Raw genomic sequence first — 24,223 nt, forward strand, 5'->3', positions numbered from 1 at the left:
TACGGCGACGGGGCCCGGCACCGTGCGGCGCGGGCCCGGGGGCGGGGCTCACCCGGGTGCCCCGGGCGGAACGAAGGGGAGTCCGGGAGGGGCGCCGGACTCGATGAGGCGCCAGAGCGCGTCGGTGTCCGCGTGCTCCTCGATCAGATCGCCCAGCAGGTCCAGCTGCCGCTCGCGCAGCGCGGCGAACGAGGTGTCCGGGGCGGGGACGAAGCGGCGTCCGGCGGCGGCGGCGACCTCGCGCAGGAACGCCCGCCGGAAGCCGTCCGACTCCAGCGAGCCGTGCCAGTGGGTGCCCCAGGTCTGCCCGGACCGGCAGCCGTCGAGGAAGGGCTCGCCGCCCGTCACCCGCGCGACGCCGTGGTGGATCTCGTACCCCTCGACGCGTTCCCCGAGGGCCTCGCCCACCGGCCGGGCGAGGGTCTTGGCGGGGGCGAAGCGGACCCGCACGGGCAGGACGCCGAGCCCCTGGACCCGGCCCCGGCGGCTCTCCACGTCGTCCTCGATCTCCTCGCCGAGGACCTGGAAGCCCCCGCACACCCCGAGCACCGGGCGGCCCTCGGCGGCCCGGCGGACGAGGGCGCGGGCCAGTCCCCGCTCCCGCAGCCACTCCAGGGCGCGGACGGTGCCCCGGGTGCCGGGCACGACGACGAGGTCGGCGTCCGCCAGCTCCTCCGGACGGTCCACGAACCGCACCACCACGCCGGGTTCGGCGGCCAGCGCGTCCACGTCGGTGAAGTTGGACATCAGCGGCACCGCGCACACCGCGACCCGCAGCACCTCCTCGCCCACCGGCGGGGCGACGGCCGACTCCCGCACGGTGCCGCGCAGGGAGACCCGCAGGCCGTCCTCCTCGTCGATGCCGAGCCCGTGCCGGAAGGGCAGCACGCCGTAGGTCCGGCGGCCGGTCAGGCCGCGCAGCATGCCGAGGCCGGGTTCCAGCAGGCTCACGTCGCCGCGGAACTTGTTGACCAGGAACCCGGCGACGAGCGCCTGGTCCTCGGGGGAGAGCAGGGCCACCGTGCCGAAGAAGGAGGCGAAGACGCCACCGCGGTCGATGTCCCCGACGACCAGGACGGGCAGTCCGGCGCCCCGGGCCACCCCCATGTTGACGATGTCGTTGCGGCGCAGGTTGATCTCCGCGGGGCTGCCGGCGCCCTCGCAGACCACCGCGTCGTGGGTGGCCCGCAGCTCGGCCAGGCAGTCGAGGACGGTGCCGAGCAACTGCCGCTGGCGTCCGCCGTGGTAGCCGCGGGCGCTCATCTCCCCGACCGCCCGGCCGAGCAGGACCACCTGGCTGCTGCGGTCGCCGCCCGGCTTGAGCAGCACCGGGTTCATCAGCGCGGTCGGCTCCAGCCGGCAGGCCTGCGCCTGCATCGCCTGGGCCCGGCCGATCTCGGCCCCCTCGCGGGTCACGAAGGAGTTCAGCGACATGTTCTGCGCCTTGAAGGGGGCCACCTTCACGCCCTGCCGCACCAGCCAGCGGCAGATCCCGGCGGTGACGACGCTCTTGCCCGCGTCGGAGGTGGTGCCGGCGACCAGGAGACCACCGCTCATGACCGGCCCCCCGTCCGGGGCCCGGCGGCGCGGCGGCCCGGAGCGGCCACCCGGTGCGCGAGCAGCCGCGCGCCCGCGCACACGCCCAGTGCCAGCCAGCCCACACGCCGGGAGAGCCGTACGGCCCGGTCGATGTCGCCGGTCCGGACGGGGCGCCCGGCGGCGCCGTTGAGCACGGGCCGGTGCTCCACCCGGCCGGCGTAGGAGAGGGTGCCGCCGAGCCGTACGCCGAGGGCACCGGCGAACGAGGCCTCCACCGGGCCCGCGTTGGGGCTGGGGTGGCGTCCGGCGTCGGCCCGCCAGGCGCGGAGGGCGCCGCGCGGATCGCCGCCGGAGGCGGTCGCGAGGACGGCGGTCAGCCGGGCGCCGGGCCATCCGGCGAGGTCGTCGAGGCGGGCGGAGGCCCAGCCGTACCGCAGATGGCGGGGCGAGCGGTGACCGACCATGGCGTCCAGGGTGTTGGCGGCGCGGAAGCCGAGCAGCCCCGGCACCCCGGCCGCGGCCCCCCACACCAGGGCGCCGACCACCGCGTCCGAGGTGTTCTCGGCGACGGACTCGACGACGGCGCGGGCGATCCCGTCGGCGTCCAGGGCCTCGGGGTCCCGCCCGCACAGGTGCGGCAGCCGGGCCCGGGCGGCGCCGAGGTCCCCGGCCTCCAGGGCGCGGCCGACGGCGCGCGCCTCCCGGGCCAGCGAGGTGCCGCCGACGACGGCCCAGGTGGCGGCGGCGGTCAGGGCGACGGAGGCGGCGGGGGAGCGGCGTACGGCGCGGGCGGCGGCGGTGCCCAGCGCGGCGACGCCCCCGGCGCACACGGCGGTGTGCAGGGCGCCCCAGCCGCGGTGGTCGTGCCACAGCCGGCGTTCCACGGCACCGGCGGCACGGCCGAACAGGGCGACGGGGTGCCCGCGGCGGGGATCGCCGAGGAGCAGGTCACCGAGGAGGCCGGCGGCGGCACCGTACGCGAAGACGCGTTCGGCGCGCACGGCTCAGCCGGTCGCGGGGCGGGGGAGCGGGGTGCCGGGGTACCTGGGGCGTCGGGCGCGCATGGCGGTATGTCCTCACTCAGGGTGTCCACGCCCTGGTTCGACGGAACCGGCGGTGGGAGTTCCTGGCTCCCGGGACCGCGCGCACCGCGTGGCGCGTGCCGTCCCGGTGACAGTGGCGGGACCGCGCCGGAATCGCACCGGCTTCCTCTCCAGCCGCCGTAATGGCACCGGGAAGTCCACCACGGTCCGCGAAGGCCCGTCAACTCGCCGTTGACCTGCGCGGGGTGAGTGTGGGAAGCCCCACACGGCGCGCGGGCCCCGGACGCGGCGCGCACGGCGCGGGACGGGCGGGCCGGGGCGCCGCGGACGCACGGGAGCGGCGCGGGGCGTACGGGGCCGGCGGACGGGCGTGGGGCGCGCGGGGACGGCGGCGCGGGGGAACGGCGGCGCCGGGCGCGCGGGAAGGGCGAAGAGGCGCGGGGGCGTACGACGGTGTCCCGCCGTACGCCCCCGCGCCCCTTCGCCGACGCCGGGTCAGGCGACGATCAGGTAGATCCCGTAGGTCACCGCCGCGGCGCAGGCCGCGAAGCAGGCGTAGGCGGCGGTGACGGCGAGCGTCGCCGGCTCGCCCTGGGCGGCGGCCCGCTCCCGGTGGGAGAGGCCGACGATGCCGAGGGTGAACAGGGCCACGAGGGCCACGGTGACCACGAGGCTGACCCCGAAGACGGAGCCGAGGGCTGCCCAGTCGATCTGCATGGTGGTTCTCTTCCTTCGCTCCCGGGCGGACCCGGACGCGGGCTCAGACGGCGGTGGGTGCCGAGGCGGAGGGGGTCTTGGCCTCGGCGGCGGCCGGGACGGCGGGGGAGGGGGCCGGGATCTCCGCGGCCAGCGCGTCGGCGGCGAGGGCGTCCGCGGCGAGCGCGTCGGCGGTCAGGCACTCGACGGCCGCGTCGGTGGGCGGCGGGGTGACGGCGGCGATGGCCTGGGTGACGACCCCGTTCGGCTCCGGCTCCGGGTGGTGGTGGCCGTGGCCGTGCCCGTCGACGACGTTGGTGTGGTCGATGACCTCGCGCCGGGAGATCCGCCAGATCGCGAAGCTCGCGGCGATCAGGAAGACCGCGACCGCGGCCGTGCCCCAGTCGCCGAGGCGGCAGACCCACTCGGCGATCGCGGCGACCAGGGCCGCGGCCGGGAGGGTGAGCCCCCAGGCGACGAACATGCGGGTGGCCGTGGACCAGCGGACCACGCCGCCCTTGCGGCCGAGGCCGGCGCCCATCACCGCACCGGAGACCGAGTGCGTGGTGGAGAGCGAGAAGCCGAGGTGGGAGGAGGCCAGGATGACCGTCGCGGCGCTGGTCTGGGCGGCGAAGCCCTGCTGCGGCTGGAGGTCGGTCAGGCCCTTGCCCATGGTGCGGATGATGCGCCAGCCGCCGAGGTAGGTGCCGAGCGCGATGGCGAGGCCCGCGGACAGGATGACCCAGACCGGCGGGTCGGAGGCGGGGGCGAGGGCGCCGCCCGCGATCAGCGCGAGGGTGATGATGCCCATGGTCTTCTGGGCGTCGTTGGTGCCGTGGGCCAGCGAGACCAGGCCGGCGGAGGCGATCTGCCCGGCGCGGTAGCCCTTCTCGGCGGCCCGGCCGTCGGCGCGGCGGCCGAGCCGGTAGGTCATCCGGGTGGCGAGCATCGCCGCGACGCCGGCGACGATCGGGGCGGCGACGGCGGGCAGCAGCACCTTGGTGACGAGCACGCCGCCGTGGACCGCGCCGAGGCCGGCCGAGGCGACGGCGGCGCCGATCAGACCGCCCATCAGGGCGTGCGAGGAACTGGACGGCAGGCCGACCAGCCAGGTCAGCAGGTTCCAGAGGATCGCGCCGACCAGGGCGGCGAAGATGACCTCGGGACGGATGCCGGTCTCGTCGACGAGACCTTTGGAGATCGTGTTGGCGACCTCCACCGAGAGGAAGGCGCCGACAAGGTTGAGGACGGCGGACATGGCCACCGCAACCTTGGGCTTGAGCGCACCGGTCGAAATGGTGGTTGCCATCGCGTTCGCGGTGTCGTGGAAACCGTTCGTGAAATCGAACGCGAGTGCGGTTACCACCACAATCGCGAGGATCAGCGAGAAGCTTTCCATTTACCCAGGCAATCGTTCGAGGTCATTGGCGCGACGAACCTAGGTAACCATGGTGAACGGAAGATGAACTGGATAGGGCGTCGTGGTGTCCGAAAACGGGGCCGGGACCTCCGCGGCCGGACGCGCCGCGTGCGCGAGCCGGTGCTCTCCGGAGACGCCGCTGGCAGGATCGCCGCGGGACCGCCCGCCGGGGCGGGCGACGGGGTGCCCGGCGGCACCCGGGAGGAGGCGCGATCGTGACCGAACCGCAGCGTGCGGGAGCGGAACCGGAACCCGGCGCGGGGCCGGAACCGGAACCGGGGGCGGCGGGGGACGCCGAACGGGCGGAGGCGTGGCGGGCCCTGGTCGCCGCCGCCCGCCGCACGGTGGCCGACGGACTGGTGGTCGGCACCTCCGGGAACGTCTCGGTACGGGTCGGGGACACCGTGCTCGTCACGCCGTCGGGGGTGCCCTACGACCGGCTGACGGCCGGGGACGCGACCGGCGTCGACCTGGACGGGCGGCAGGTGCTCGGCACCCTGGTCCCGACCAGCGAACTGCCCATGCACCTCGCCGTGTACCGCGCCACCGACGCCCGCGCCGTCGTCCACACCCACGCCGTCCACGCGACGGCCGTCTCCACCCTCGTCACCGAGCTGCCGCTGGTCCACTACATGGCCGCCGCGCTGGGCGGCGCGGTCCGCGTCGCCCCCTACGCCGCCTTCGGCAGCGAGGAACTCGCCGCGCACACGCTGGACGCCCTGGCGGACCGCACCGGTTGCCTGCTCCGGAACCACGGCACGCTCACCCACGGCGCCACCCTGGACCAGGCGTACGACCGCACCGCGCAGCTGGAGTGGATGTGCCGCCTCTGGCTGACCGCCTCCTCCGTCCCCGGCCGCGCCCCCACCCTGCTCACGGAGGCCGACCTCGCGGAGGTCTCCCGGCGCCTGGCCGCCTACGGGCAACGCCCCTGACGGACCGTCGGGGGGAAGGGAGGGGAGGTAGGGGGAGGGGCTCGCGGCGCCGTGCCGGGGGCGGTTCACCGACGGTCGGGGCGCCGTGGCGGCGGGGTTCCCCGACGGCGGGGTGCCCGGGCGGGGAGGCGGCCACCCGGGCGGCTCGGGTGGTCCGGGTGGTCCGACGGGACGGCGGCCCGGTGCGGAGGTCGGCCGGGTGGTCCGGCGGAGCGACGGCCCCGTGCGGCGGCCGCACGGCTTGCCCGAAGCCGGGGCGGCCGGAGGCAGAAGAGGCAGAAGAGGCCGAGGAGGCCGAGGCCGGAGGGGGCTGCGGAGACCGGAGCCGGGCCGTGGAGGCCCGAGGGACGGAGGTCCAAAGTGCCGCGGAGGCCGGAGGGGTGGAGGCCGGAGAGGCCGGAGGGGCTGGAGGGGACGGGGAAGCCGCCCCGCACCCCGGTCGCGCTCCCGGACCCCCTGCTCCCCACCCGTCACCCCCCTCACCCCGCACCTCCCGTCCCGGGCGTGGAGCGTCGCCCCGGGGGTACCGGAGGGGTGGCCGCCGTCACCCCCCGCCGGGTGTTCCGCTGGCCGGTCGCGGAGTCCACCGGGAGACTGACGCCATGCGCACTGCCACAGCAACGGCCGCCGCCGTCACCGCGGCCCTGGCGGCGGTCGGCGCGGCCGGCGTCGCCGCCGGACGGGTCGCCAGCGACGCCGCGCTCAAGGTGTCCCCCGGCCGCCCCCTGCCGACCGAGCCCCGGCTCACCGTGCACGGCACCGCCCCCGGACGGATCACCCTCACCCGGGACCTGGCCGCCCTGCGCCCGGGCCGCTACGGCCTCGCGGGCGACGGCTCGCACGCGGTCGTCGGCCCGGTGCTGGAGGGGGCCCGGGAGGGCGTCGACACCGTGGTCCGCCGACTGGAACGGGTCACGCACGGCTCCTTCGCGGCGGGCGACCGCGCCTGGCTCACCCCCAACCTCCACGTCGGCACCCCCCGCACCGCCCTCGGCATCGACCACACCGACCTGGAGATCCCGGGCGACCTCGGGCCCCTCCCGGCCTGGTTCCTGCCCGGCGCCCGCCCCACCTGGCTGATCGCGGTGCACGGCCTGGGCACCACCCGCGAGCAGGCCATGAACCTGATGACCCCGCTGTACGAGCGGCGCATGCCGGTGCTCGCGCCCACCCTGCGCGGCGACGTCGGCGCCCCGCCCCCGCCGGACGGGCTCCAGCACTTCGGGGAGACCGAGTGGCACGACGTGGACGCCGCCGTCCGCCACGCCGTCGAGAACGGCGCCCGGCAGGTGGTGCTGCTCGGCTGGTCCACCGGCGCCGCCATGGCCCTGCGCGCGGCGGCCCGGTCCGGTGTCCGCGACCGCATCGCGGGCCTCGTCCTGGACTCCCCGGTGCTGAGCTGGGAGACCACCCTGCGCGCCCTGGCCACCGCCCGGCACGTGCCCGCGCCGCTGCTGCCGCTCGCCGTCCGCGCCGCCCAGGGCAGGGCGGGGCTCCCCGCCGACGACGGCACCGACCCGGACGGCGTCCTCCGCCCGGCCGTGCCGACGCTGGTCTTCCACGGCCCGGACGACGAGGTCGCCCCCTGGTCCCTCTCGCGCCGCCTCGCCGCCGCCTCGCCCCGCACGGTCACCCTGCACCCCGTCACCGGCGCGCCCCACGCGGCCATGTGGAACGCCGACCCCGCGGACTACGAGGAGACCCTGCGCCGCTTCCTGGTCCCCCTGGTCTGACCGGCCGGAGGGCCCGCCGGTCCGATCCGGCCGCGAGGGGGCCGCCCGGGCGGCCCGCCCGTCCCGCCCGGTCACCGGCAGGGGCGGCTTCCGGGACCCCGCCGCCGGACCCGCCGGGGACACCCGCCGCCGGGCCGGAGGGACCGGAGGGGGACACCTCGGCGGGCGGGCGGACGGCCCCTCGGCCGACCCGCCGACGGGTTCCGGACGGCACCCCGCCACTGGCCGGTTCCGGTGCCCGGAGCGCGACGGGAAGCCCCCCGTCCACCGCCCGTGAAGCCCACCGCGGCCTCCCGTTTGGGATTTCGGACCGTCAACCGCAAGACTGCACCCGTGACGTCCCGTATCCCGCGCGACTCCAGGCTTCGAATCGTCCGCCCCCGACCCCTGGCCGCCGCCCCCACAGCGATCAACCAGCAGCGTACGCGCCGCCCCGCGCCACGCCCTCCGGAAGGCACACCGGCCCGCTCGGAGCTGGCCGGAATGGCTCGCTCCGGCCTGTCCGGCGCGGCCCGTGTGGCCCGCTGGGCCGACACCGCCCTGGGTCCGGGCCGCGGCGGCGCGACCGCCGACGGAATGGCCACCCTCTCCGACGCCACCGCCGAGCAGGCGGCCCTCGACCTGGGCCTGACGGCCGTCCGGGTGCGCGCCGACTGGGACACCGCCCGCCTGGCCGGACTCATCGAGGTGCACGGCGGGACCGCCCGCCCCGGCTGGCGCCTGCGCGCCTGGAACCGGGACGACAGCGCCGTACTGCGCGGCTGGGTCGCCCTGTTCGACGCCTGGTCACTGGCCCACCCCGAGCCCGACGGGCACGAGCCCGCCGCCGTCGCCGAGGTCGTCTCCGCGATGCCGCAGGTGCTCTCCTTCCTCCAGCTCTCCGCCGGACCCGTGCCGGTCGTCCAGCTCCTCGACCTGCTGGAGCAGCGGGTCACCGAACTGCGCACCGAGCGCTGCGAGATCACCTACGACCCCCGGCTGGAACCGGGCGCCGCCCAGCAGGCCCCCGACACCGCCGTCGACGCGCCGCTCGCCCCGCTCCTCGACTGGGCCCTGCACGCCCTCGCCGCCGTCGGCGCCCTCACCTGCGGCGACGGCCAGGCCACCCTCACCCCGCTGGGAAGCTGGGCGGTCTGGGTCAAGCTGGAGCAGATCTGCGTCGCCGCGCAGAGCCCCGCCGGGAACATCGAGCAGACCGCCGAGGACATGCTCCGCGGCTGCGGACGGCTGCGCCCCAACGCGGCCCGCGCCGAGTACCGCGCCTGGCTCGCCGCCCGGCCCGTCGGCGCCGCCGTCACCGAACTCGTCGGCGCCGCCCGCGGCGAGGACGCCCTGCTGCGCGGCCTCGCCTTCGAGGCGCTGCGGGTGGTCGGCGCCCCCGCCGAACCGGACGTGCGCGCCGTCCTCGACGAGCCCACGCTGCGGCCGTACGCCCTGCTGTGGCTGGCCGAGCACGACGGTGCCGACCCCGAGGACGCCCACGAGGTGCTCACCCGCGAGGAGGCCACCTGGCTCTGGGTGGACACGGCCGCCGCCGTCGCCGACCACGGGGAGGCCCCGCTGCTGGTGCGGCACCTGGAGTCCGCGGTGCAGCCCACCGTCCCCGCGCTGCTCGACGAGGTCCGGGCGGTCGGGCACCCGCGCACCGTGCAGGTCCTGGTGGCCCTCGCCGCCGCCCACCCCGACCCGGCCCTGGCCAAGGCCGTGCGCCGGGCCGCCTTCCAGGTCCACACGGGCGCGGGCTGATCCCCGCCGGGCCCCGGGCCCGGCCCGCTCCTGCCCGTCCGGCTCGTCCGGGCGGGCGGGCCCCCGATCCGGGCCCCCGATCCGGGCCCCCGACCCGGGTCCCCGGACCGGCCGCTCCCCGGCGGGACCGCCGCGAGGACCCCGCAGAGTGCCCGCACCGGAGACGCCCCGCGGGGCCCGGTCCCCGCCGCCCCCGGAATGTCCGGATCCGCGCCCCTCCGAGGCCCCCCGATGCCCCGCCGGGCCCGCTCGCCCGCCGTGCGCGGCGGCCTGCGGCGCCCGAGGCGGGAAAACAGGTTGCACGTGCCCGTTAGACTGGCCCCCATGGCCATTCTCCTCGCGCATTAGACGGCGGTACTCCGCCCGTCGCCCGCCACCACGCTCGTCATGGTGCGCCGCGCGCGGCAGCGTCCCCGCCGCCCGTCCCGCCAACCACCCGCACAGGAGTCTGTCCGTGATCTCCGCCTCCGGCATCGAGCTGCGCGCCGGTGCCCGCGTCCTCATCGAGAGCGCCACCTTCCGCATCACCAAGGGCGACCGCATCGGACTGGTCGGCCGCAACGGCGCCGGCAAGACCACCCTCACCAAGGTCCTCGCCGGCGAGGGCATCCCCGCCGCGGGCACCGTCGCCCGCTCCGGCGAGGTCGGCTACCTCCCGCAGGACCCGCGCACCGGCGACCTCGACATGCTCGCCCGCGACCGCGTCCTGTCCGCCCGCGGCCTCGACGTCCTGATGCGCAAGATGCGCGAGAACGAGCAGCGCATCGCCAACGGCCAGGGCGCCACCCGGGAGAAGGCGCTGCGGCAGTACGAGCGCCAGGAGACCGAGTTCCTCACCAAGGGCGGATACGCCGCCGAGGCCGAGGCCGCCACCATCGCCGCCGCGCTCAACCTGCCGGACCGGGTGCTCGGCCAGCCCCTGCACACTCTGTCCGGCGGCCAGCGGCGCCGCATCGAGCTGGCCCGCATCCTGTTCTCGGACGCCGACACCCTGCTGCTCGACGAGCCGACCAACCACCTGGACGCCGACTCGATCGTCTGGCTGCGCGACTACCTGAAGACCTACCGCGGCGGCTTCATCGTGATCTCCCACGACGTCGACCTGGTCGAGACGGTCGTCAACAAGGTGTTCTACCTGGACGCCAACCGCTCCCAGATCGACGTCTACAACATGGGCTGGAAGCTCTACCAGCAGCAGCGCGAGGCCGACGAGAAGCGCCGCAAGCGCGAGCGGGCCAACGCCGAGAAGAAGGCCGCCGCCCTCAACGCCCAGGCCGACAAGATGCGCGCCAAGGCCACCAAGACCGTCGCCGCGCAGAACATGGCCCGCCGGGCCGACAAGCTGCTCAGCGGACTGGAGGCGGTCCGCCAGTCCGACAAGGTCGCCAAGCTCCGCTTCCCCGAGCCCGCCGCCTGCGGCCGGACCCCGCTCACCGCCGAGGGCCTGTCCAAGTCGTACGGCTCGCTGGAGATCTTCACCGACGTCGACCTGGCCATCGACAAGGGCTCCCGCGTCGTCATCCTCGGTCTCAACGGCGCCGGCAAGACCACCCTGCTGCGCCTGCTCGGCGGGGTGGAGCAGCCGGACACCGGCGAGGTCCGCGAGGGCCACGGCCTCAAGCTCGGCTACTACGCCCAGGAGCACGAGACGCTCGACCCGGAGCGCACCGTCCTGGAGAACATGCGCTCGGCCGCCCCCGACATGGACCTCGTCGAGGTCCGCAAGGTGCTCGGCTCGTTCCTGTTCTCCGGCGACGACGTGGACAAGCCCGCCCGGGTCCTCTCCGGCGGCGAGAAGACCCGGCTGGCCCTGGCCACCCTCGTGGTCTCCTCGGCCAACGTGCTGCTGCTCGACGAGCCGACCAACAACCTCGACCCGGCCAGCCGCGAGGAGATCCTCGGCGCGCTGCGCACCTACAAGGGCGCCGTCGTCCTGGTCACCCACGACGAGGGCGCCGTCGAGGCGCTCCAGCCGGAGCGGATTATCCTGCTGCCGGACGGGGTCGAGGACCTCTGGGGCTCCGACTACGCGGACCTCGTCGCCCTGGCTTGATCGAATGAATGATCCACTGGGTATGGATCATTCGGCCGAGCCGTGATCCACCATCTGTGTGAGATCTCCTCATCACGAGGTGTGTCCTCTCCGCGCCGCACGGCCGGACCCCCCTTCCCGGGGGTCCGGCCGTCCCGCGTTTCTGACCTGCGACTTCGCCCGGCAACCCGTTCGGACGTACGGACGCGAAGCTCCGGAATTCCATGTTCCGTATGTGGAGACGCGCTCCTGTCGTCACAACCTTGTCTCATCGACCTTGCCGAATGGGTGGCCATGGCGGCCCGGAGGGGTGATCATGAGGAGACCAGAGCGCACTTCCCACGAGGAGGCACGGGTGGCCGAGACTCTGAAGAAGGGCAGCCGGGTGACCGGCGCCGCGCGCGACAAGCTCGCGGCAGACCTGAAGAAGAAGTACGACGCCGGTGCGAGCATCCGGGCGTTGGCCGAGGAGACCGGCCGCTCGTATGGCTTCGTGCACCGCATGCTCAGTGAGTCGGGCGTCACGCTCCGAGGGCGTGGCGGGGCGACCCGGGGCAAGAAGGCCGCTTCGGCCTGACGTCCCGGGCGGCCCCTCGGCTCCGGCGGAAGGTGGTCACCCGGCCGGTCCTCCGGCCGACCGGGTGGTTACTGTGCAGTCACTCAGCCCCGCCGTGCTCCGGTTCGACCACCGGTGTACGGCGCGGACGACGACCGCACCCCCGGAGGCGCCCCATGGCTTCGCCCGCCCACGACCCCGGTCCCGCACTCGACCAGGACGGTGTGCGGCTCACCGTCGACGACGCCGTCGCCACGGTGACGCTGACCGGCCCGGCCCGGCGCAACGCGCAGAGCCCCGCTCTGTGGCGGGCGCTGACCCTGGCCGGGCGGCTGCTGCCGGGCACCGTCCGGGTCGTCGTGCTGCGCGCCGAGGGCAAGTCCTTCTCGGCCGGGCTCGACCGGCAGGGGTTCACCCCGGAGGGCTTCGACGGCGAGCCGTCGTTCCCCGACCTCGCCCGCATGGGCGACGCCGAGCTGGACGCGGTCCTCGCGGGGTACCAGGAGGCGTTCACCTGGTGGCGGCGGCGGGACATCGTCTCGATCGCCGCCGTCCAGGGGCACGCCGTCGGGGCCGGGTTCCAGCTCGCCCTCGCCTGCGACCTCCGGGTCGTCGCGCAGGACGCGCAGTTCGCCATGCGCGAGACCGGCCTCGGGCTGGTGCCCGACCTCACGGGCACCCACCCCCTCGTCTCGCTGGTCGGCTACGCCCGCGCGCTGGAGATCTGCGCCACCGGGCGGTTCGTCATGGCCGAGGAGGCCGTCGCCTGCGGGCTGGCCAACCTCGCCGTCCCCGGCGACCAGCTCGACGGGGCCGCGCGCGATCTGGCGGCGGCGCTCCTCGCGGCGCCCCGTGACGCGCTCATCGAGACCAAGGCGCTGCTCCAGGGAGCGGCGGGCCGGGGCCTCGACTCCCAGCGCGCCGCCGAGCGCGCCGCCCAGGCCCGCAGGCTGCGCGACCTCGCCGGGCTCGGGGAGTAGGGGGCCGGGGCGCCGGCGGGGCCCGTCACGCCCGTGCCGTCCTCCGGCGTCACCCGCACCGCCCTCGCGCCGTCCGCGCTGAGTTCCGTGCCGTCCCCGCGCCACCCGCCCCGTCCCCGGCGGCCCCGCCGAGGGGCTCCGCGACGGGGCCCGGGGCCGGTCCTCAACGGCGCCCAGCCGCGCGGGCACCGCGGGGGCCCGGGCGGTGCCGCCTCGCCGAAGGGCGTGGCGGCGGTGTCCTGGTGGAGGGGGTCGTACACGGTGCTCGGCCGGTGCCTTCCGTACGGCACCCCGCCGACACACCCGGCCGCGCCCCGGGCGTGGCCGCGGGACGGCCCCGGGCGGAGGCCCCGAGGAGAGCCTTCGGGCCGGCCCCGTACCGGTGCTCAGTCGACCGCCGTCACCAGTACCGCCACCGTCGGATGGTCCGGCAGCGCGTCCGCCACCGCGCCGCGCACCCGGCGGGCCACCTCCGCCGCGCAGCGGCCCCCGCGCACCGCCAGCTCCACCCGTACATGGGGGCGCGGCAGGGAGGCGACGGCGCCCGTCGGGTGATGCTCCGCCACCTGTGCGGGCCGCCCCAGCACGGAGGTCAGCCTGCTCACCCCGGGCACCGCCAGCGCGGCGGCCCCGGCCCGGTCCGCCAGGGAATCCGCCGGGTCCCCCACGGGTGCGGGCCGGTGCGTCTCCGGCGCTCCCGTCGCGGGGGCGGGTGTACCGGCGGGGGCCGGTCGCGCCGCCCCGGGGGCGCGGGGTGGGGCGAGAGCGACGGGACCGCCGGATTCACCGGTTCCACCGGTTTCACCGGGACCGGCAGGACCGCCGGACCCGGCGGGAGTCCCGGGGCCGCCCTGTTCACCCCGCTCACCGGATCCGTGGGCCGCGCCGGAGCCCGGCGCCGGGTGGACCTCCAGCAGTCCTACCGCCCGCAGGTCCACCTCCGTCACCTCCAGCCCCAGCCCGTGCGCCGCCCCGGCCAGCGCCGCGCGCAGCCGGTCGGCCGTCGCGGGCAGCGGCCCGTCGGACGCCGCCGCGAAGTCCGCCGTCACCCGCAGCGGGCCCGGCGGCAGGGCGCTCGGCGGCGGCGGGACCGCCGGCCGCAGCTCACCGCCGGAGCCGTCCGGGCCGATGCGCAGCCCCTCCACCCGCGTTCCGGGCACCGCGCGGACCGCCCCGAGCAGCACCTTCCGTGCGGCCCGCTCCGTGATCCACGCGCCGTCCCCCACGCCGCCCAGCGGGAGGAGCCTGCCGAGCCCCACCCGCTCCCGCACCGCCCGGGCCCACCCGTCCGCCGTCGTCATTCCTCCACCCTGCCCCATTCGCGGCGCACGATCGAGCAACCCCGCCTAACGTGGTCCGCAGGACACGGCGAAAGGGACATATCCCCATGAGCGAGATGACGGAACGCCATCAGACGGGGCAGGACGCGGGCGAGGGGTCCGGCGCGGGCCGGGGCACCCGGCGCGGCGGCGGCGCCCCCTCCACCCGGGGCCGGACCACCATCGCCGACGGAGTGGTCGAGAAGATCACCGGCATGGCCGCGCGCGACGTGGTCGGCGTGCACGCCATGGGCAGCGGGTTCTCCCGCACCTTCGGCGCCGTGCGCGACCGGGTGCCCGGCGGCACGAAGTCGGTGACGCGCGGGGTGAAGGCCGAGGTGGGGGAGAAGCAGACGGCGCTCGATCTGGAGATCGTCGTCGAGTACGGCGTGTCGATCTCCGACGTGGCCCGCGAGGTGCGGGAGAACGTGGTGGCGGCGGTGGAGCGGATGACCGGCCTGGAGGTCGTCGAGGTGAACATCGCGGTGAGCGACGTCAAGCTCCCCGACGAGGAGGACGAGGAGCCGGAACCGCGGATCCAGTGATCCCGACCGGCACCGCACGCGGACGCACCGAGGAGAGCGCACCATGAGCATGGCCCTGGCCGGCATGATCGCCGGCATGGCACTGGGCTTCGCCGGGTACTTCGGCGGATTCGGTGCCTTTCTGCTGGTGGCGGCGCTGGGCGCCGTCGGGTTCGTCGCCGGCCGGTTCCTGGCGGGCGATCTGGAACCCGGGGACTTCTTCCGCTCGCGCGACGACCGCCGCCGGTGACCGCGGTGAGCGGCGCGCTCCGTGAGCCGCGCGACTCCCCGGCCGCCGTACCGCCGGGCGAGCGCGGCGCCACCAGGATCGCCGACCGGGTCGTCGCCAAGATCGCCGCCCAGGCGGCGCGCGAGGCGGCCGGGCCCCTGCCGCCGGACGCCGCACGGCCGTACGCCTCGGTCGCCGTGCACCAGGACACCGCCCGGGTCCGCGTCCACGTGGAACTCGGCTACCCGGCCGACATCGGCGCCCGCTGCGGGCGGGTGCGCCACCGGATCGTCCAGCGGGTGCGGACCCTGGCGGGCATGGCCGTGCCGGAGGTCGTCGTCCAGGTGGAACGGCTGCACCCGCCGGCCGAGTACGGCGCGGCCGGGAGGAGGACACGGTGAGCGACCCCCGCCGCGGCGAGGACGGCACCGAGGGGCCCCACCCGGGCACCGCGGAGGGCAGCACCCGGGGCCCCGACCCGGAGAACGGCGGCACGGCCCCCCGGACGTCCGAACCCCCGATGGCCGAGCCCCGGACGCCCGAGCCCCCGGCGGCCGGGGACGGCGGCCGGGCCCGCCGCTTCTGGTCGGCCCGCCGCGTCCCCGCCGTCGTCGTCGCCGTGCCGCTGCTGGTCGTCTCCGGCGCCTTCCTCTACGACGTCGCGGCCGTCCGCGCCGGGCGGGACGCCCTCGGCTGGCGCCGCGAGCTCGCCCGGCAGCTCGACCAGCGCCCGCTCGACGACATCTGGGTGCGGGTGGGGGCGGCCGTCGCGGCCGCGCTGGGGCTGTGGCTGCTGCTGACCGCGCTCACCCCCGGGCTGCGGCGGCTGCTGCCGATGCGCCGCGGCCACGCCGACGTCCGCGCCGGACTCGACCGGGACGCCGCCGCCCTGGTGCTGCGCGACCGGGCCATGGAGATCGCCGGGGTGCAGTCGGCGCGGGTGCGGGTGCGCCGCCGCACGGCCCGGGTCCGCGCGCGGTCGCACTTCCGGGAGCTGGACGAGGTCCGCGCCGATCTGGGCGAGGTGCTCGACGACGCGGTGCGCGGGCTGGGACTGGCCCGGCCGCCCGCCGTGTCCCTGCGGGTCAAGCGGCCCGGACGGAAGGGGTGAGGACGGTGCGCGGAGGCGTCAACCGTGTCCTGCTGGGGCTGGTGGGACTGGTCCTGCTCGCCGTCGGCGGCTCGGTGCTGGCCGTCGGACTGGGCGCCGCCCCGCCCTCCTGGTGGGTCCACCAGGGCCCGCACGACGTGCTGCTGAGCACGGCCGAGCGGACCCGGTGGCGGAACGAGGGATGGTGGTGGCCGGTGGTCCTCGCGGCGCTGGCGCTCCTGCTGCTGGGCTCCCTCTGGTGGCTGGTCGCGGCGGTGCGCCGGCGCCGGCTGGCCGAGGTCCTGGTGGACACCGGTGACGGGGAGGGCGCCGTGCTGCGCGGCCGGGCGCTGGAGGAGGCACTCGCCCGGGAGGCGGGCCGGGCCGACGGCGTCGAGGGGGTCAGGGTCCGGCTGAACGGGCGGCGCACCGCCCCGCGCACCCGGGTCCGCCTGACCCTGGCCCCGCAGGTGGACCCCGGGACGGCGCTGGCCGGTCTCACCACCGGGGCCCTCGGACACGCCCGTGCCTCGGCGGGGCTCGACGCGCTCCCGGCGGAGGTCCGCCTCCGGGGCGTCAAGCACCGGGCCGAGCGGGTGACCTGAGCCGGCCGGGCCGAGGTCCGCCCCCCAGGGCCGAGCGGGGAACCACGTCGCCCGGCCGCGTCGCCCGGACGGCGGACGGCGACCCCGGCCCATCCCGACCCGTCCCCGCCCGGCCGGTCCCTCCCAGGGCCTGCCGTCCCCTCCCGGCCCGCCCGGCGCGGCCGTCCGGCACCGGCCGTGCCCGGCACCGGCCGTGCCCGGCACCGGCCGCGTGCCGCCGCCCTGAGCCTTGCGGCCCTCGCGCCGTGCCGCCCTCGCGCCGTGCCGCCCCCGAGCCGTGCGGACCCCGAGCCGTCCGGGCCGCCGTCAGAAGCCGTGCCGGAGGCCGCCGTCGACGGGGAGCATGACGCCGGTGACGTAGGAGGCGGCCGGGGAGAGCAGGAAGGCCGCCGCCCGGCCGAACTCCTGCGGGGTGCCGTAGCGGCGCAGCGGGACACGGGACTCCGAGGCGGCCCGGGTCGCCGCCGGGTCGGCGGACATCTCGTCGAGTTCGCGCACCCGGTCGGTGTCGATGCGGCCGGGCAGCACGCCCACGACGCGGATGCCGCGCGGGCCCAGCTCGTCCGCGAGGGACTTGGCGAAGCCCGCGAGCCCCGGGCGCAGCCCGTTGGAGACGGTCAGCCCCGCGATCGGCTCGTGCACCGAACCGGAGAGCACGAAGCCGATGACCCCGCCGTCCTCCAGTTCCGCCGCCGCCGTCCGGGCCAGCCGCACGGCGCCCAGGAAGACCGACTCGAAGGCGGTCCGCCACTGCTCGTCGGTGATGTCCGCGACGAACCCGGGCGGCGGCCCGCCCACGCTGATCAGCACCCCGTCGAAGCGGCCGAAGCGCTCCCGCGCGGTGGCGGCCAGCCGGGCGGCGGTCCCGGGGTCGGCGTTGTCGGCGGCCACCCCGACCGCGTCCGGGCCCAGTTCGGCGGCGGCCCGCTCCGCGCTCTCCGCGCTCCGCCCCGTCACCACCAGCTTGGCGCCGTCGGCGGCCAGTTCGCGCGCGGCGGCGTTGCCCAGGCCGCGGGTGGCTCCGGTGACGACGTACACACGGTCCTTCAGTCCAAGATCCATGGACCCATCCTGCCCCGTCGCCCCCGGGCGGCGTCCAGGGCGCCTCCACCGCGCACCGCCGGGTCCGGGGGCGGTGTCCCGGCCCGTCGGCCCGGACGATCCGCGCACCGCGGAACGAGCCCGGCGGAACCCCTACAGGGCCGCGGGCTCGGGATCGGGCTCCGCGCTGTCGGGGGCGGCGTCCGGCGCGGCGGCCCGGTCGCGGACCTCGCGGCGCACCAGGAACCACCAGCCGACGGGCACGGCCGCGGCGAACAGCCACCACTGGACGGCGTAGGCGAAGTTCAGCGCGGAGTCCTCGTCGCCGGGCCTGCCGATGAGCTGGGGACCGCCCGCGGCCGGCTTCGGCTCGGCCAGGACGACGTATCCGCCGAGCACCTCGGCGTCCAGCCGGGCGGCCTCCCGCTCGCTGCCGATGAGCATGATCTGCCGGTCGGGCAGGCCCTCCAGGTCCTTGATGCCGCTCGCGGCGGTCGTCTCGTCGGGCATCAGCCGCCCGGTGACGGTGATCTCGCCCCGGGGCGGGGCGGGGATCCTCGGGAACGCCGTCTGGCTGGGGCCGTCGGCGGGGATCCAGCCCCGGTTGACGAGCAGGACCCTGCCGTCGGTGAGGACGAACGGGGTCAGCACGTGGTAGCCGATCGCGTCGTCGGCGTTGGTGCGGCGGCGGACGACGACCTCTCGGTCGGTGTCGAAGCGGCCCTCGGCGGTCACGGTGCGGTACCGCTCCTCGCCGCCGATCCTCCGGCCGGGCGCGGTCAGCCGCTCCACCGGCACCGGATCGGCGTCGAGCGCCCGCGCGACCAGGTCGTTGCGGGCGGTGCGCTCCTCGTAGCGGTGCATCTGCCAGAAGCCCAGCCGGATCATCGTGGGGATGAGCAGCAGGGCCAGCAGCGTGAGGATCACCCACTGGCGGGACAGGAGGAAGCGGTACACGCGTCGACGGTACCTTGCCCGGACACGGCCCCTCAGGGAGGGTCCCGTGCCCCGGGGGCCCGCCGGAATCCCGCCGCGGCCCGTGCCCCGGGGGCCTCGCGCGACGGGGCGGCGCCACGGGTACGGGGTGCGGCCCGGGCCGGGTCACCCGCCCGGCGGCGGTCGGCGGCGCGGACTTCCGGCGGACTCGCCGACGGCGGCCGGGGAAGGCGGCGGACGGCGGGCGGAACCCGGCGCCGGGTGCGCGCGGCTGCGGCCGGGCACGGGCCGGGCACGGGCCGGGCGGCGTGGGCGTGCCGTCGGTGCGCGGTCCCGCCGGAGCGCGGTGCCGAGGACCGGGAGTGCCCGCTTCATCCGGCTTGCGGGGGTTTCGGGTGCCGCACAGAATGCGGTTCATGACACGTTGCGAAGTGTGCGGAAACGACTACGAACTGGCGTTCACCGTCGAGACGCGGGACGGCGCGCGGCACGTCTTCGATTCGTTCGCGTGCGCGATCCACCGCATGGCCCCGCTCTGCGAGCACTGCCGGGTGCAGATCATCGGCCAGGGCGTCGAGGCGGACGGCCAGTGGTACTGCGGCGCCCACTGCGCCCGCGCGGAGGGCAAGGCGGGCATCGTGGACAAGGTCGGCTCCGCCGCCTGACCGGCCGTCCGCTCCCCGGCCGCACCGGCGGCCGCCCCTTCCCCTCCGGCCGCCCGGCGGGGCCCGCCGCGCCGCCCGGCGCCGGTGCGGGACGAACCCGGCGTCCTCCGCCGGGCGCCGAGCGGGGCGGGCCCGCGCGAGGCTGCCACGGCAACTCCTCCCGCCGCCGTGCCTCCCGACGTCCCGCCCTCCGTACGCCGGGCCAAGTCGGCCCGGCCCTGCTCCGGCCACACCGGCCCTGCTCCGGCCACACCGCCCGGCCCCGGGCGCGGCCTCCGCCCCCGGGCCGTACCGTCCCCGGCCGCCCGCCGCCCCGCTCGTGCCGACGGACGTCGCCGCCCGCCCGGCCCCCTGGGCGTCCGCCCTCGGCCGTCCGGACGCTCCCGGCTCAGCCGCCCGCCGCCGGTTCCACGTCGCGCAGGAGCTGCCCGAAGGCCGCCTCGTCCACCACCGGGGTGCCGTACTGCCGGGCCCGTACCACCTTGGAGGTGCCCGAGTCCGGGTCGTTGGTCACCAGCAGGCTGGTCAGCCGGGACAGGCTGGTCGCGACGTGCAGCCCGGCCTCCGTGGCGCGGTCCTCCAGCAGATCGCGCTCCACGGAGGTGTCGCCCGAGAAGGCCACCCGCATCCCCTGCCTGAGCCGCCCGCCCTCCTGGTACCGGCCGGGGTTGGGATGGGGGCAGGCGGGCCGCTTGCGGGAGGGGCGCCAGCCGGTCGGCCCCCGGCCCCCGTGGCCGCCCTGCGCGCCGATCCGGGGCGGCGGCGCGTCCGACCACTCCGTCAGCGGAAGGCACTCGTGCAGCGGCAGCCGCACCCCGCCCGCCGCCGCGGCGGTCAGGCTCGGCCGGAAGGCCTCCGCCAGCACCCTCGCGTCGTCCAGCGCGTGGTGCGCCCGCCGCTGGACGACGCCGAAGTGGGCGGCCAGCGTCTCCAGTTTGTGGTTGGGCAGCGGCAGCCCCAGCTCCTTGGAGAGGGCGATGGTGCACAGCCGCTGCCGCACCGGGGCGCGCCCCTGCGCGCGGGCGTACTCGCGGGCGATCATCTGCCAGTCGAAGACGGCGTTGTGGGCGACGAGCACCCGCCCGTCGAGCCGCTCCGCGAACTCCCCGGCCACCTCCCGGAAGAGGGGCGCCCCTTCGAGCGCGTCGCTGGTCAGACCGTGTATCCACACCGGGCCCGGATCCCGCTCGGGGTTGACCAGCGTGTACCAGTGGTCCTCGACCTCGCCGCGGGCGTCCAGCCGGTAGACGGCCGCCGAGATGATGCGGTCGTGGCGGGCCAGGCCGGTGGTCTCCACGTCGACGACGGCATACCCCTGGGGGTACGCGGTCGGCCACGCCGTGGCGGACGGCGCTGCGGTCGTACGGTCTGCGAACATGGTCCATGAGGATACGGGCCCCCGGCGACAGCGCCGCCCCACAGGTGCCCGCCACGCCCGCCGGGCCGGTCGCACCGTCAAGTTCCGGACGGGTTCGGCCGGTTGCCGGACGGTCGGCGCCCGGGGCGGCGGTGGAGCGTCGGTGCGGGACGCGCGGGCGCCGCGGTGGCATTCTCCCGGGTGTGACGGAACCCACGAGCGAAGAGGCCCGCGGCGGTGCCCTCGGCACCCGGCTCAACTGGCTGCGGGCGGCGGTGCTCGGTGCCAACGACGGCATCGTCTCGACCGCCGGGCTGGTGGTCGGCGTGGCCGGGGCGACCGGCGACCGGTCCGCCCTGCTGACCGCGGGACTGGCCGGGCTGCTGGCCGGTTCCCTGTCCATGGCGGCGGGGGAGTACGTGTCGGTCTCCACCCAGCGGGACGCCGAACGGGCCGCCCTCGCCGTGGAGCGCCGGGAGCTGAGCGAGCAGCCGGAGGCCGAGCTGGCGGAACTGGTGGGCCTGCTGACGGACCGGGGCCTGAGCCGGGAGGTGGCGCGGGAGGCGGCCGTGCAGCTCACCCGGAGGGACGCGCTGCGGGCGCACGCCAGCGTGGAGCTCGGCATCGACCCCGACGCGCTGACCAACCCCTGGCACGCGGCGTGGGCGAGCTTCCTGGCGTTCACCGTCGGCGCGCTGCTTCCCCTGCTGGCGATGGTGCTGCCGCCCGCCGGGGCGCGGCTCGGCGTCACCGTCGGCTGTGTGCTGGTCGCCCTCGTCCTGACCGGGTGGAGCAGCGCGCGGCTCGGCCAGGCGCCGCCGGGCCGCGCGGTGCTGCGCAACGTCATGGGGGGCGCGCTGGCGATGGCGGTCACCTACGGGGCCGGGACGCTGCTGGGCGTCGCGGGGGTGTAGCGGGGGTGCGGCGGGGGCGGCCGGTGGCGTCACGGGTGCCGGGCGCGCGCGTCACCAGCGGATCGGTACCGGAACGGCCGTCAGGAGGCCCGACACGGCGACCACCAGGCCCAGGACGACGACCTCCACGCGCGCCGGGGCGCAGGCGGCCAGCGGGTCGGCGGCCCGGCCCAGCCTGATCCGCGCCCACAGGGCGAGGGCGCCGACGGCCGCCATCAGGAGCACCTTCGCCAGCAGCACCCGCCCGTACGCGGTGTCCGTCACCTGTTCCACGACCGTGTCCACGGGCATCCGGCGCAGCGTGCTGCACAGCCCCGTGGCGGTGAGGGCGGCGAGCAGGCCGGCCGCCACCCGCGCGAAGCGGCCCAGCAGGGCGGGGCCCGCCTCGGCGGTCCGCCAGAGCCGCAGGATCCGCAGCGCGTACAGCAGTCCGCCGACCCAGAGGGACGCGCAGGTCAGATGGACGAGGGTCAGCCCGGAGCCGAGCAGGGGGCTGTACTCGGTCGTGGGGTGCGCGCGCAGGGCCTCGGCGACGATCACCACGGCCGGCGGCCAGACCCGGGCGACCGGCCGCCGCGACCCGGCGCACAGGCCGGCGGCGAGGAAGCCGTTGACCTCCAGCAGGGCGAGCTTGCCGTCCCGGGACTCGTAGAGGCCGCCCACGTCGATCTCGGCGACACCGCCCGGCACGAGGTTGCCGGTGGCCACGACCGACGCGAGCCCCAGGGCGGCGAGGAAACCCGCGACGGCGGCCGGCCGCGCCCAGGAGGAGGGCCGCACGGCGGGGGCGCCGGGGAGGGTGCGGGCCAGCCGGAGCACGAACAGCTCCCCCAGGGGGACGGCCAGCGCCGCGAAGAGCACCGCGCGCAGCAGGGCGATGCCGCCGGTGCCCGGTGCCTCGGCCTCCCCGGTGCCGTGCAGGGCGGGGGAGGGGCCGAGCACGGGGATCAGCGCGCCCAGGGCCACGAGGACCAGGACGGCCACGGCCCGGCCGGTGCCGGAGGGCCGCGCGTGCCGCCCGGAGCCGGTGGACCGGGACGAGGGGGGTATCGAGGTCACCGCAGGATCTTCACCAGCCCGCCCGGAACCGGGCAAGTTCCCGAGGGGAAAACGGGGGGCGAGTCGGTGCATAACATCCCATTGCGACCTCCTGGAAGGTCACCATCCGGCAGTCCGGTGCCGGACCCGGGCGGGCCGGGGGCGCGGACGCGGACGCGGGACGGTCCGGGGTGGTCGCCCCGGGCCGTCCCGTGCGCGTGGGCGGCGCCGCCCGGCCGGTCAGTGGGCCGGCAGGCGGGTCAGCGGGTCACGGCGTCCAGGGCGTCGGCCATGCCCCGGCCGTAGAAGCCGTTGCGGTTCTTCGGGCCCTCGCACACCGCGTCGATCCGGCCGTCGCCGTTGATGTCGTACGGGTCGGTGCAGGCGAGAGCGTCGGCCTGGGCGAACAGCTTCGCCTTCACCATGGCGGCGGGCGCGTGCGGGTAGCGGGACTTGATCAGCGCGGCCACGCCCGCGACGTGCGGCGCCGCCATCGACGTACCGGCCATGTAGCCCCACTGGCCGCCGGGCAGCGTGCCCAGGATCAGACCGCTGGTCGCGGGCGGCGCCGGGGTCTGGTAAACCGTCGAGTCGCCGCCGGGCGCGGTGATGTCGATGACGCCCCGGCCGTAGTTGGAGTACGACGACTTGACGCCCTTGGCACCGGTCGCCGAGACCGTCACCACGCCCGGGAGCTGGGTCGGGATGTCGAAGCACCGGGACAGGTCGACCACCCGGTCGCCGGGGGTGGAGTCGTTCGGGGAGGTGGAGTCGGTGAGCGTGCGGGAGGCGAAGTCGAGGTTCTCGTTGCCGGCCGCGGCGACGTTGACCGCGCCCTTGCGCTCCGCGTACCGCGAGGCCCGGGAGACGGCCTCGACCAGGGCCTTCTGGTCGGGGTCGTCGTCGCAGTTGAAGTACCAGGGGTCGGTGTAATAGCTGTTGTTGGTCACGTCGACCTCGTGCTCGGCGGCCCACATGAAGCCGCACACCACGGCCTCGGTGTAGAAGTAGCCGTCCGGGTTGGACACCTTGATGCCGGACACCTTCACCCCGGGGGCCACACCGGTCATGCCGATGCCGTTCTTGGCGGCGGCGATCTCCCCGGCGACGTGCGTGCCGTGGGGGCTCTCGGACGCGCCCGGCCGCCAGGCGCCGTCGGTGGTGTCGGGCTTGCCGGTCACGCAGTTCACCGATGCCGCGCGGTCGAAGTTGGGCGCGATGTCCGGGTGGGTGTCGTCGACGCCCGTGTCGATCACGGCGACGGTCACCCGGCTGCTGCCCAGCGACTTCCGGTGCGCCTTGTCGGCCTTGATGGCCGGCAGGTCCCACTGGAGCGGCTCCAGCGGGTCCTGGTCCCCGGTGGCCCCGGCCTTCGCCGCCTCCCCGGCGGTGAGCACCCGGGGCGCGCCCATGTCGGTCGTCGCGGCCGAGGGCAGCGGGGCGGTGCGGGTGGCGCCCGCCGACTCCACACCGCGCACCGCGCGGACGGCGGCGGCGAAGCCGGGGGCGGCCGAGCGGACGACCACGACGCCGATCCGGTCGTACGACGTCACGATCGTGCCCCCGGCCCGGGCTATCCCCCGCTCGATCTCGGCCGAAGGGGCCTTGGCCGTACGGAGGTTGACGACGTAGCTGAACGGGGCCGCCGTGGTCCCGGGGGCGGCCGGGGCCCCGGCGGCGGACGCCTGGACGCCGGGCAGCACCGCCAGGGCCGTGGCCGTCACCATGCCGAGCGGGAGGGCGAGGGCACGGCGGTGGCGTGAGAGGAGCGCAGTCATGTACGGAATCTCCGGTTCGGTCGGGAAAGGGGCGGGGAACGGTGGTC

Annotated in this window: 23 protein-coding genes and 1 riboswitch; of the genes, 13 read left to right on the forward strand and 10 right to left on the reverse strand. The window is 76.8% G+C overall.

From position 1 onward, the window contains the following. Positions 1–48: 48 nt before the first annotated feature. The 4 genes from ACZ7LB_RS02835 to ACZ7LB_RS02850 form a co-directional block, all read right to left on the reverse strand. A complete protein-coding gene (locus tag ACZ7LB_RS02835; protein WP_471465043.1) occupies positions 49–1,557 on the reverse strand; it encodes a cobyric acid synthase in 1,509 nt (502 codons plus the stop codon). Continuing rightward, positions 1,554–2,540: a cobalamin biosynthesis protein gene (locus ACZ7LB_RS02840; protein WP_471465044.1), complete on the reverse strand. Its 987-nt coding sequence runs from the start codon at positions 2,538–2,540 to the stop codon at positions 1,554–1,556. Before ACZ7LB_RS02840 ends, ACZ7LB_RS02835 begins: the two co-directional genes overlap by 4 nt. 100 nt (positions 2,541–2,640) lie before the next feature. Next, a riboswitch (cobalamin riboswitch) is annotated at positions 2,641–2,799 on the reverse strand. Between the two features lie 278 nt (positions 2,800–3,077). Continuing rightward, positions 3,078–3,299, reverse strand: coding sequence for a hypothetical protein (locus tag ACZ7LB_RS02845; protein ID WP_471465045.1), 222 nt, complete (start codon positions 3,297–3,299; stop codon positions 3,078–3,080). Between the two features lie 43 nt (positions 3,300–3,342). After that, complete coding sequence (locus ACZ7LB_RS02850) at positions 3,343–4,677, reverse strand: inorganic phosphate transporter (RefSeq protein ID WP_471465046.1); 1,335 nt, start codon at positions 4,675–4,677, stop codon at positions 3,343–3,345. 236 nt (positions 4,678–4,913) lie between these two features. Here ACZ7LB_RS02850 and ACZ7LB_RS02855 point away from each other — a divergent pair, with 236 nt between their 5' ends. The 6 genes from ACZ7LB_RS02855 to ACZ7LB_RS02880 all read left to right on the forward strand — a co-directional run bounded on the left by ACZ7LB_RS02855 (position 4,914) and on the right by ACZ7LB_RS02880 (position 12,680). Beyond that, on the forward strand, positions 4,914–5,633 hold the full coding sequence (locus tag ACZ7LB_RS02855) for a class II aldolase/adducin family protein (protein ID WP_471465047.1): 720 nt from the start codon (positions 4,914–4,916) through the stop codon (positions 5,631–5,633). Positions 5,634–6,235: 602 nt separating this feature from the next. Continuing rightward, complete coding sequence (locus ACZ7LB_RS02860) at positions 6,236–7,366, forward strand: alpha/beta hydrolase (protein ID WP_471465048.1); 1,131 nt, start codon at positions 6,236–6,238, stop codon at positions 7,364–7,366. A gap of 483 nt (positions 7,367–7,849) precedes the next feature. Then, positions 7,850–9,112: a hypothetical protein gene (locus tag ACZ7LB_RS02865; RefSeq protein ID WP_471465049.1), complete on the forward strand. Its 1,263-nt coding sequence runs from the start codon at positions 7,850–7,852 to the stop codon at positions 9,110–9,112. A 454-nt stretch (positions 9,113–9,566) separates the two neighbouring features. Beyond that, positions 9,567–11,165, forward strand: a complete 1,599-nt coding sequence (locus ACZ7LB_RS02870) for an ABC-F family ATP-binding cassette domain-containing protein (RefSeq protein ID WP_265291646.1) — start codon at positions 9,567–9,569, stop codon at positions 11,163–11,165. Positions 11,166–11,499: 334 nt separating this feature from the next. Next, positions 11,500–11,721 carry a helix-turn-helix domain-containing protein gene (locus ACZ7LB_RS02875; RefSeq protein WP_018567695.1) on the forward strand — a complete coding sequence of 74 codons (222 nt, stop codon included), beginning with the start codon at positions 11,500–11,502 and terminating at the stop codon, positions 11,719–11,721. Positions 11,722–11,876: 155 nt separating this feature from the next. Then, positions 11,877–12,680, forward strand: coding sequence for an enoyl-CoA hydratase/isomerase family protein (locus ACZ7LB_RS02880; protein WP_471465050.1), 804 nt, complete (start codon positions 11,877–11,879; stop codon positions 12,678–12,680). Between the two features lie 386 nt (positions 12,681–13,066). On the opposite strand, the gene ACZ7LB_RS02885 is transcribed toward ACZ7LB_RS02880, so the two are convergent. Beyond that, positions 13,067–13,981, reverse strand: a complete 915-nt coding sequence (locus tag ACZ7LB_RS02885; RefSeq protein WP_471465051.1) for a hypothetical protein — start codon at positions 13,979–13,981, stop codon at positions 13,067–13,069. Between the two features lie 86 nt (positions 13,982–14,067). On the opposite strand from ACZ7LB_RS02885, the gene ACZ7LB_RS02890 reads away from it, so the two are divergent. The 5 genes from ACZ7LB_RS02890 (at position 14,068) to amaP (ending at position 16,447) form a co-directional block, all read left to right on the forward strand. Continuing rightward, a complete protein-coding gene (locus tag ACZ7LB_RS02890) occupies positions 14,068–14,544 on the forward strand; it encodes an Asp23/Gls24 family envelope stress response protein (protein WP_471465052.1) in 477 nt (158 codons plus the stop codon). A gap of 43 nt (positions 14,545–14,587) precedes the next feature. Next, positions 14,588–14,773, forward strand: coding sequence for a hypothetical protein (locus ACZ7LB_RS02895; RefSeq protein ID WP_471465053.1), 186 nt, complete (start codon positions 14,588–14,590; stop codon positions 14,771–14,773). Further along, on the forward strand, positions 14,770–15,153 hold the full coding sequence (locus ACZ7LB_RS02900) for an Asp23/Gls24 family envelope stress response protein (protein ID WP_471465054.1): 384 nt from the start codon (positions 14,770–14,772) through the stop codon (positions 15,151–15,153). Before ACZ7LB_RS02895 ends, ACZ7LB_RS02900 begins: the two co-directional genes overlap by 4 nt. Before the next feature lie 119 nt (positions 15,154–15,272). After that, positions 15,273–15,863 (forward strand): DUF6286 domain-containing protein, encoded by a 591-nt coding sequence (locus ACZ7LB_RS02905; protein WP_471465121.1) that lies wholly within the window; start codon positions 15,273–15,275, stop codon positions 15,861–15,863. Further along, positions 15,860–16,447, forward strand: a complete 588-nt coding sequence (gene amaP / locus ACZ7LB_RS02910; RefSeq protein WP_471465055.1) for an alkaline shock response membrane anchor protein AmaP — start codon at positions 15,860–15,862, stop codon at positions 16,445–16,447. Before ACZ7LB_RS02905 ends, amaP begins: the two co-directional genes overlap by 4 nt. 306 nt (positions 16,448–16,753) lie before the next feature. Here the strand turns inward: amaP and ACZ7LB_RS02915 are convergent, their stop codons facing one another. Both ACZ7LB_RS02915 and ACZ7LB_RS02920 read right to left on the reverse strand, forming a co-directional pair. After that, positions 16,754–17,509, reverse strand: coding sequence for an SDR family oxidoreductase (locus ACZ7LB_RS02915; protein ID WP_471465056.1), 756 nt, complete (start codon positions 17,507–17,509; stop codon positions 16,754–16,756). A gap of 132 nt (positions 17,510–17,641) precedes the next feature. Continuing rightward, the gene (locus tag ACZ7LB_RS02920; RefSeq protein ID WP_471465057.1) at positions 17,642–18,445 is read right to left on the reverse strand and encodes an SURF1 family cytochrome oxidase biogenesis protein; all 804 of its coding nucleotides are present in this window, start codon (positions 18,443–18,445) and stop codon (positions 17,642–17,644) included. Between the two features lie 395 nt (positions 18,446–18,840). On the opposite strand from ACZ7LB_RS02920, the gene ACZ7LB_RS02925 reads away from it, so the two are divergent. Continuing rightward, on the forward strand, positions 18,841–19,089 hold the full coding sequence (locus ACZ7LB_RS02925; RefSeq protein WP_471465058.1) for a hypothetical protein: 249 nt from the start codon (positions 18,841–18,843) through the stop codon (positions 19,087–19,089). 388 nt (positions 19,090–19,477) lie between these two features. Here the strand turns inward: ACZ7LB_RS02925 and ACZ7LB_RS02930 are convergent, their stop codons facing one another. Then, positions 19,478–20,467: a DEDDh family exonuclease gene (locus ACZ7LB_RS02930; RefSeq protein WP_471465059.1), complete on the reverse strand. Its 990-nt coding sequence runs from the start codon at positions 20,465–20,467 to the stop codon at positions 19,478–19,480. Between the two features lie 182 nt (positions 20,468–20,649). Between ACZ7LB_RS02930 and ACZ7LB_RS02935 the strand changes: the two genes are divergently transcribed. Further along, positions 20,650–21,360 carry a VIT1/CCC1 transporter family protein gene (locus ACZ7LB_RS02935; RefSeq protein WP_471465060.1) on the forward strand — a complete coding sequence of 237 codons (711 nt, stop codon included), beginning with the start codon at positions 20,650–20,652 and terminating at the stop codon, positions 21,358–21,360. A gap of 51 nt (positions 21,361–21,411) precedes the next feature. Here ACZ7LB_RS02935 and ACZ7LB_RS02940 read toward each other — a convergent pair whose 3' ends face one another. Both ACZ7LB_RS02940 and ACZ7LB_RS02945 read right to left on the reverse strand, forming a co-directional pair. Next, the gene (locus ACZ7LB_RS02940) at positions 21,412–22,419 is read right to left on the reverse strand and encodes a CopD family protein (RefSeq protein WP_471465061.1); all 1,008 of its coding nucleotides are present in this window, start codon (positions 22,417–22,419) and stop codon (positions 21,412–21,414) included. Positions 22,420–22,658: 239 nt separating this feature from the next. Next, the gene (locus ACZ7LB_RS02945; protein ID WP_471465062.1) at positions 22,659–24,176 is read right to left on the reverse strand and encodes a S8 family peptidase; all 1,518 of its coding nucleotides are present in this window, start codon (positions 24,174–24,176) and stop codon (positions 22,659–22,661) included. Between the last annotated feature and the right edge of the window lie 47 nt (positions 24,177–24,223).

This window comes from Streptomyces sp. NPDC107521 (genome assembly GCF_055598485.1).

Bases quoted from the DNA above. Each gene is read 5' to 3' on its own strand.
- ACZ7LB_RS02860 (WP_471465048.1), top strand. From the start codon at position 6,236: ATGCGCACTGCCACAGCAACGGCCGCCGCCGTCACCGCGGCCCTGGCG.
- ACZ7LB_RS02905 (WP_471465121.1), top strand. From the start codon at position 15,273: ATGGCCGAGCCCCGGACGCCCGAGCCCCCGGCGGCCGGGGACGGCGGC.
- ACZ7LB_RS02885 (WP_471465051.1), bottom strand. From the start codon at position 13,981: ATGACGACGGCGGACGGGTGGGCCCGGGCGGTGCGGGAGCGGGTGGGG.
- ACZ7LB_RS02925 (WP_471465058.1), top strand. From the start codon at position 18,841: ATGACACGTTGCGAAGTGTGCGGAAACGACTACGAACTGGCGTTCACC.
- ACZ7LB_RS02835 (WP_471465043.1), bottom strand. From the start codon at position 1,557: ATGAGCGGTGGTCTCCTGGTCGCCGGCACCACCTCCGACGCGGGCAAG.
- ACZ7LB_RS02850 (WP_471465046.1), bottom strand. From the start codon at position 4,677: ATGGAAAGCTTCTCGCTGATCCTCGCGATTGTGGTGGTAACCGCACTC.
- ACZ7LB_RS02915 (WP_471465056.1), bottom strand. From the start codon at position 17,509: ATGGATCTTGGACTGAAGGACCGTGTGTACGTCGTCACCGGAGCCACC.
- ACZ7LB_RS02930 (WP_471465059.1), bottom strand. From the start codon at position 20,467: ATGTTCGCAGACCGTACGACCGCAGCGCCGTCCGCCACGGCGTGGCCG.
- ACZ7LB_RS02890 (WP_471465052.1), top strand. From the start codon at position 14,068: ATGAGCGAGATGACGGAACGCCATCAGACGGGGCAGGACGCGGGCGAG.
- ACZ7LB_RS02880 (WP_471465050.1), top strand. From the start codon at position 11,877: ATGGCTTCGCCCGCCCACGACCCCGGTCCCGCACTCGACCAGGACGGT.
- ACZ7LB_RS02945 (WP_471465062.1), bottom strand. From the start codon at position 24,176: ATGACTGCGCTCCTCTCACGCCACCGCCGTGCCCTCGCCCTCCCGCTC.
- ACZ7LB_RS02845 (WP_471465045.1), bottom strand. From the start codon at position 3,299: ATGCAGATCGACTGGGCAGCCCTCGGCTCCGTCTTCGGGGTCAGCCTC.
- ACZ7LB_RS02895 (WP_471465053.1), top strand. From the start codon at position 14,588: ATGAGCATGGCCCTGGCCGGCATGATCGCCGGCATGGCACTGGGCTTC.
- ACZ7LB_RS02865 (WP_471465049.1), top strand. From the start codon at position 7,850: ATGGCTCGCTCCGGCCTGTCCGGCGCGGCCCGTGTGGCCCGCTGGGCC.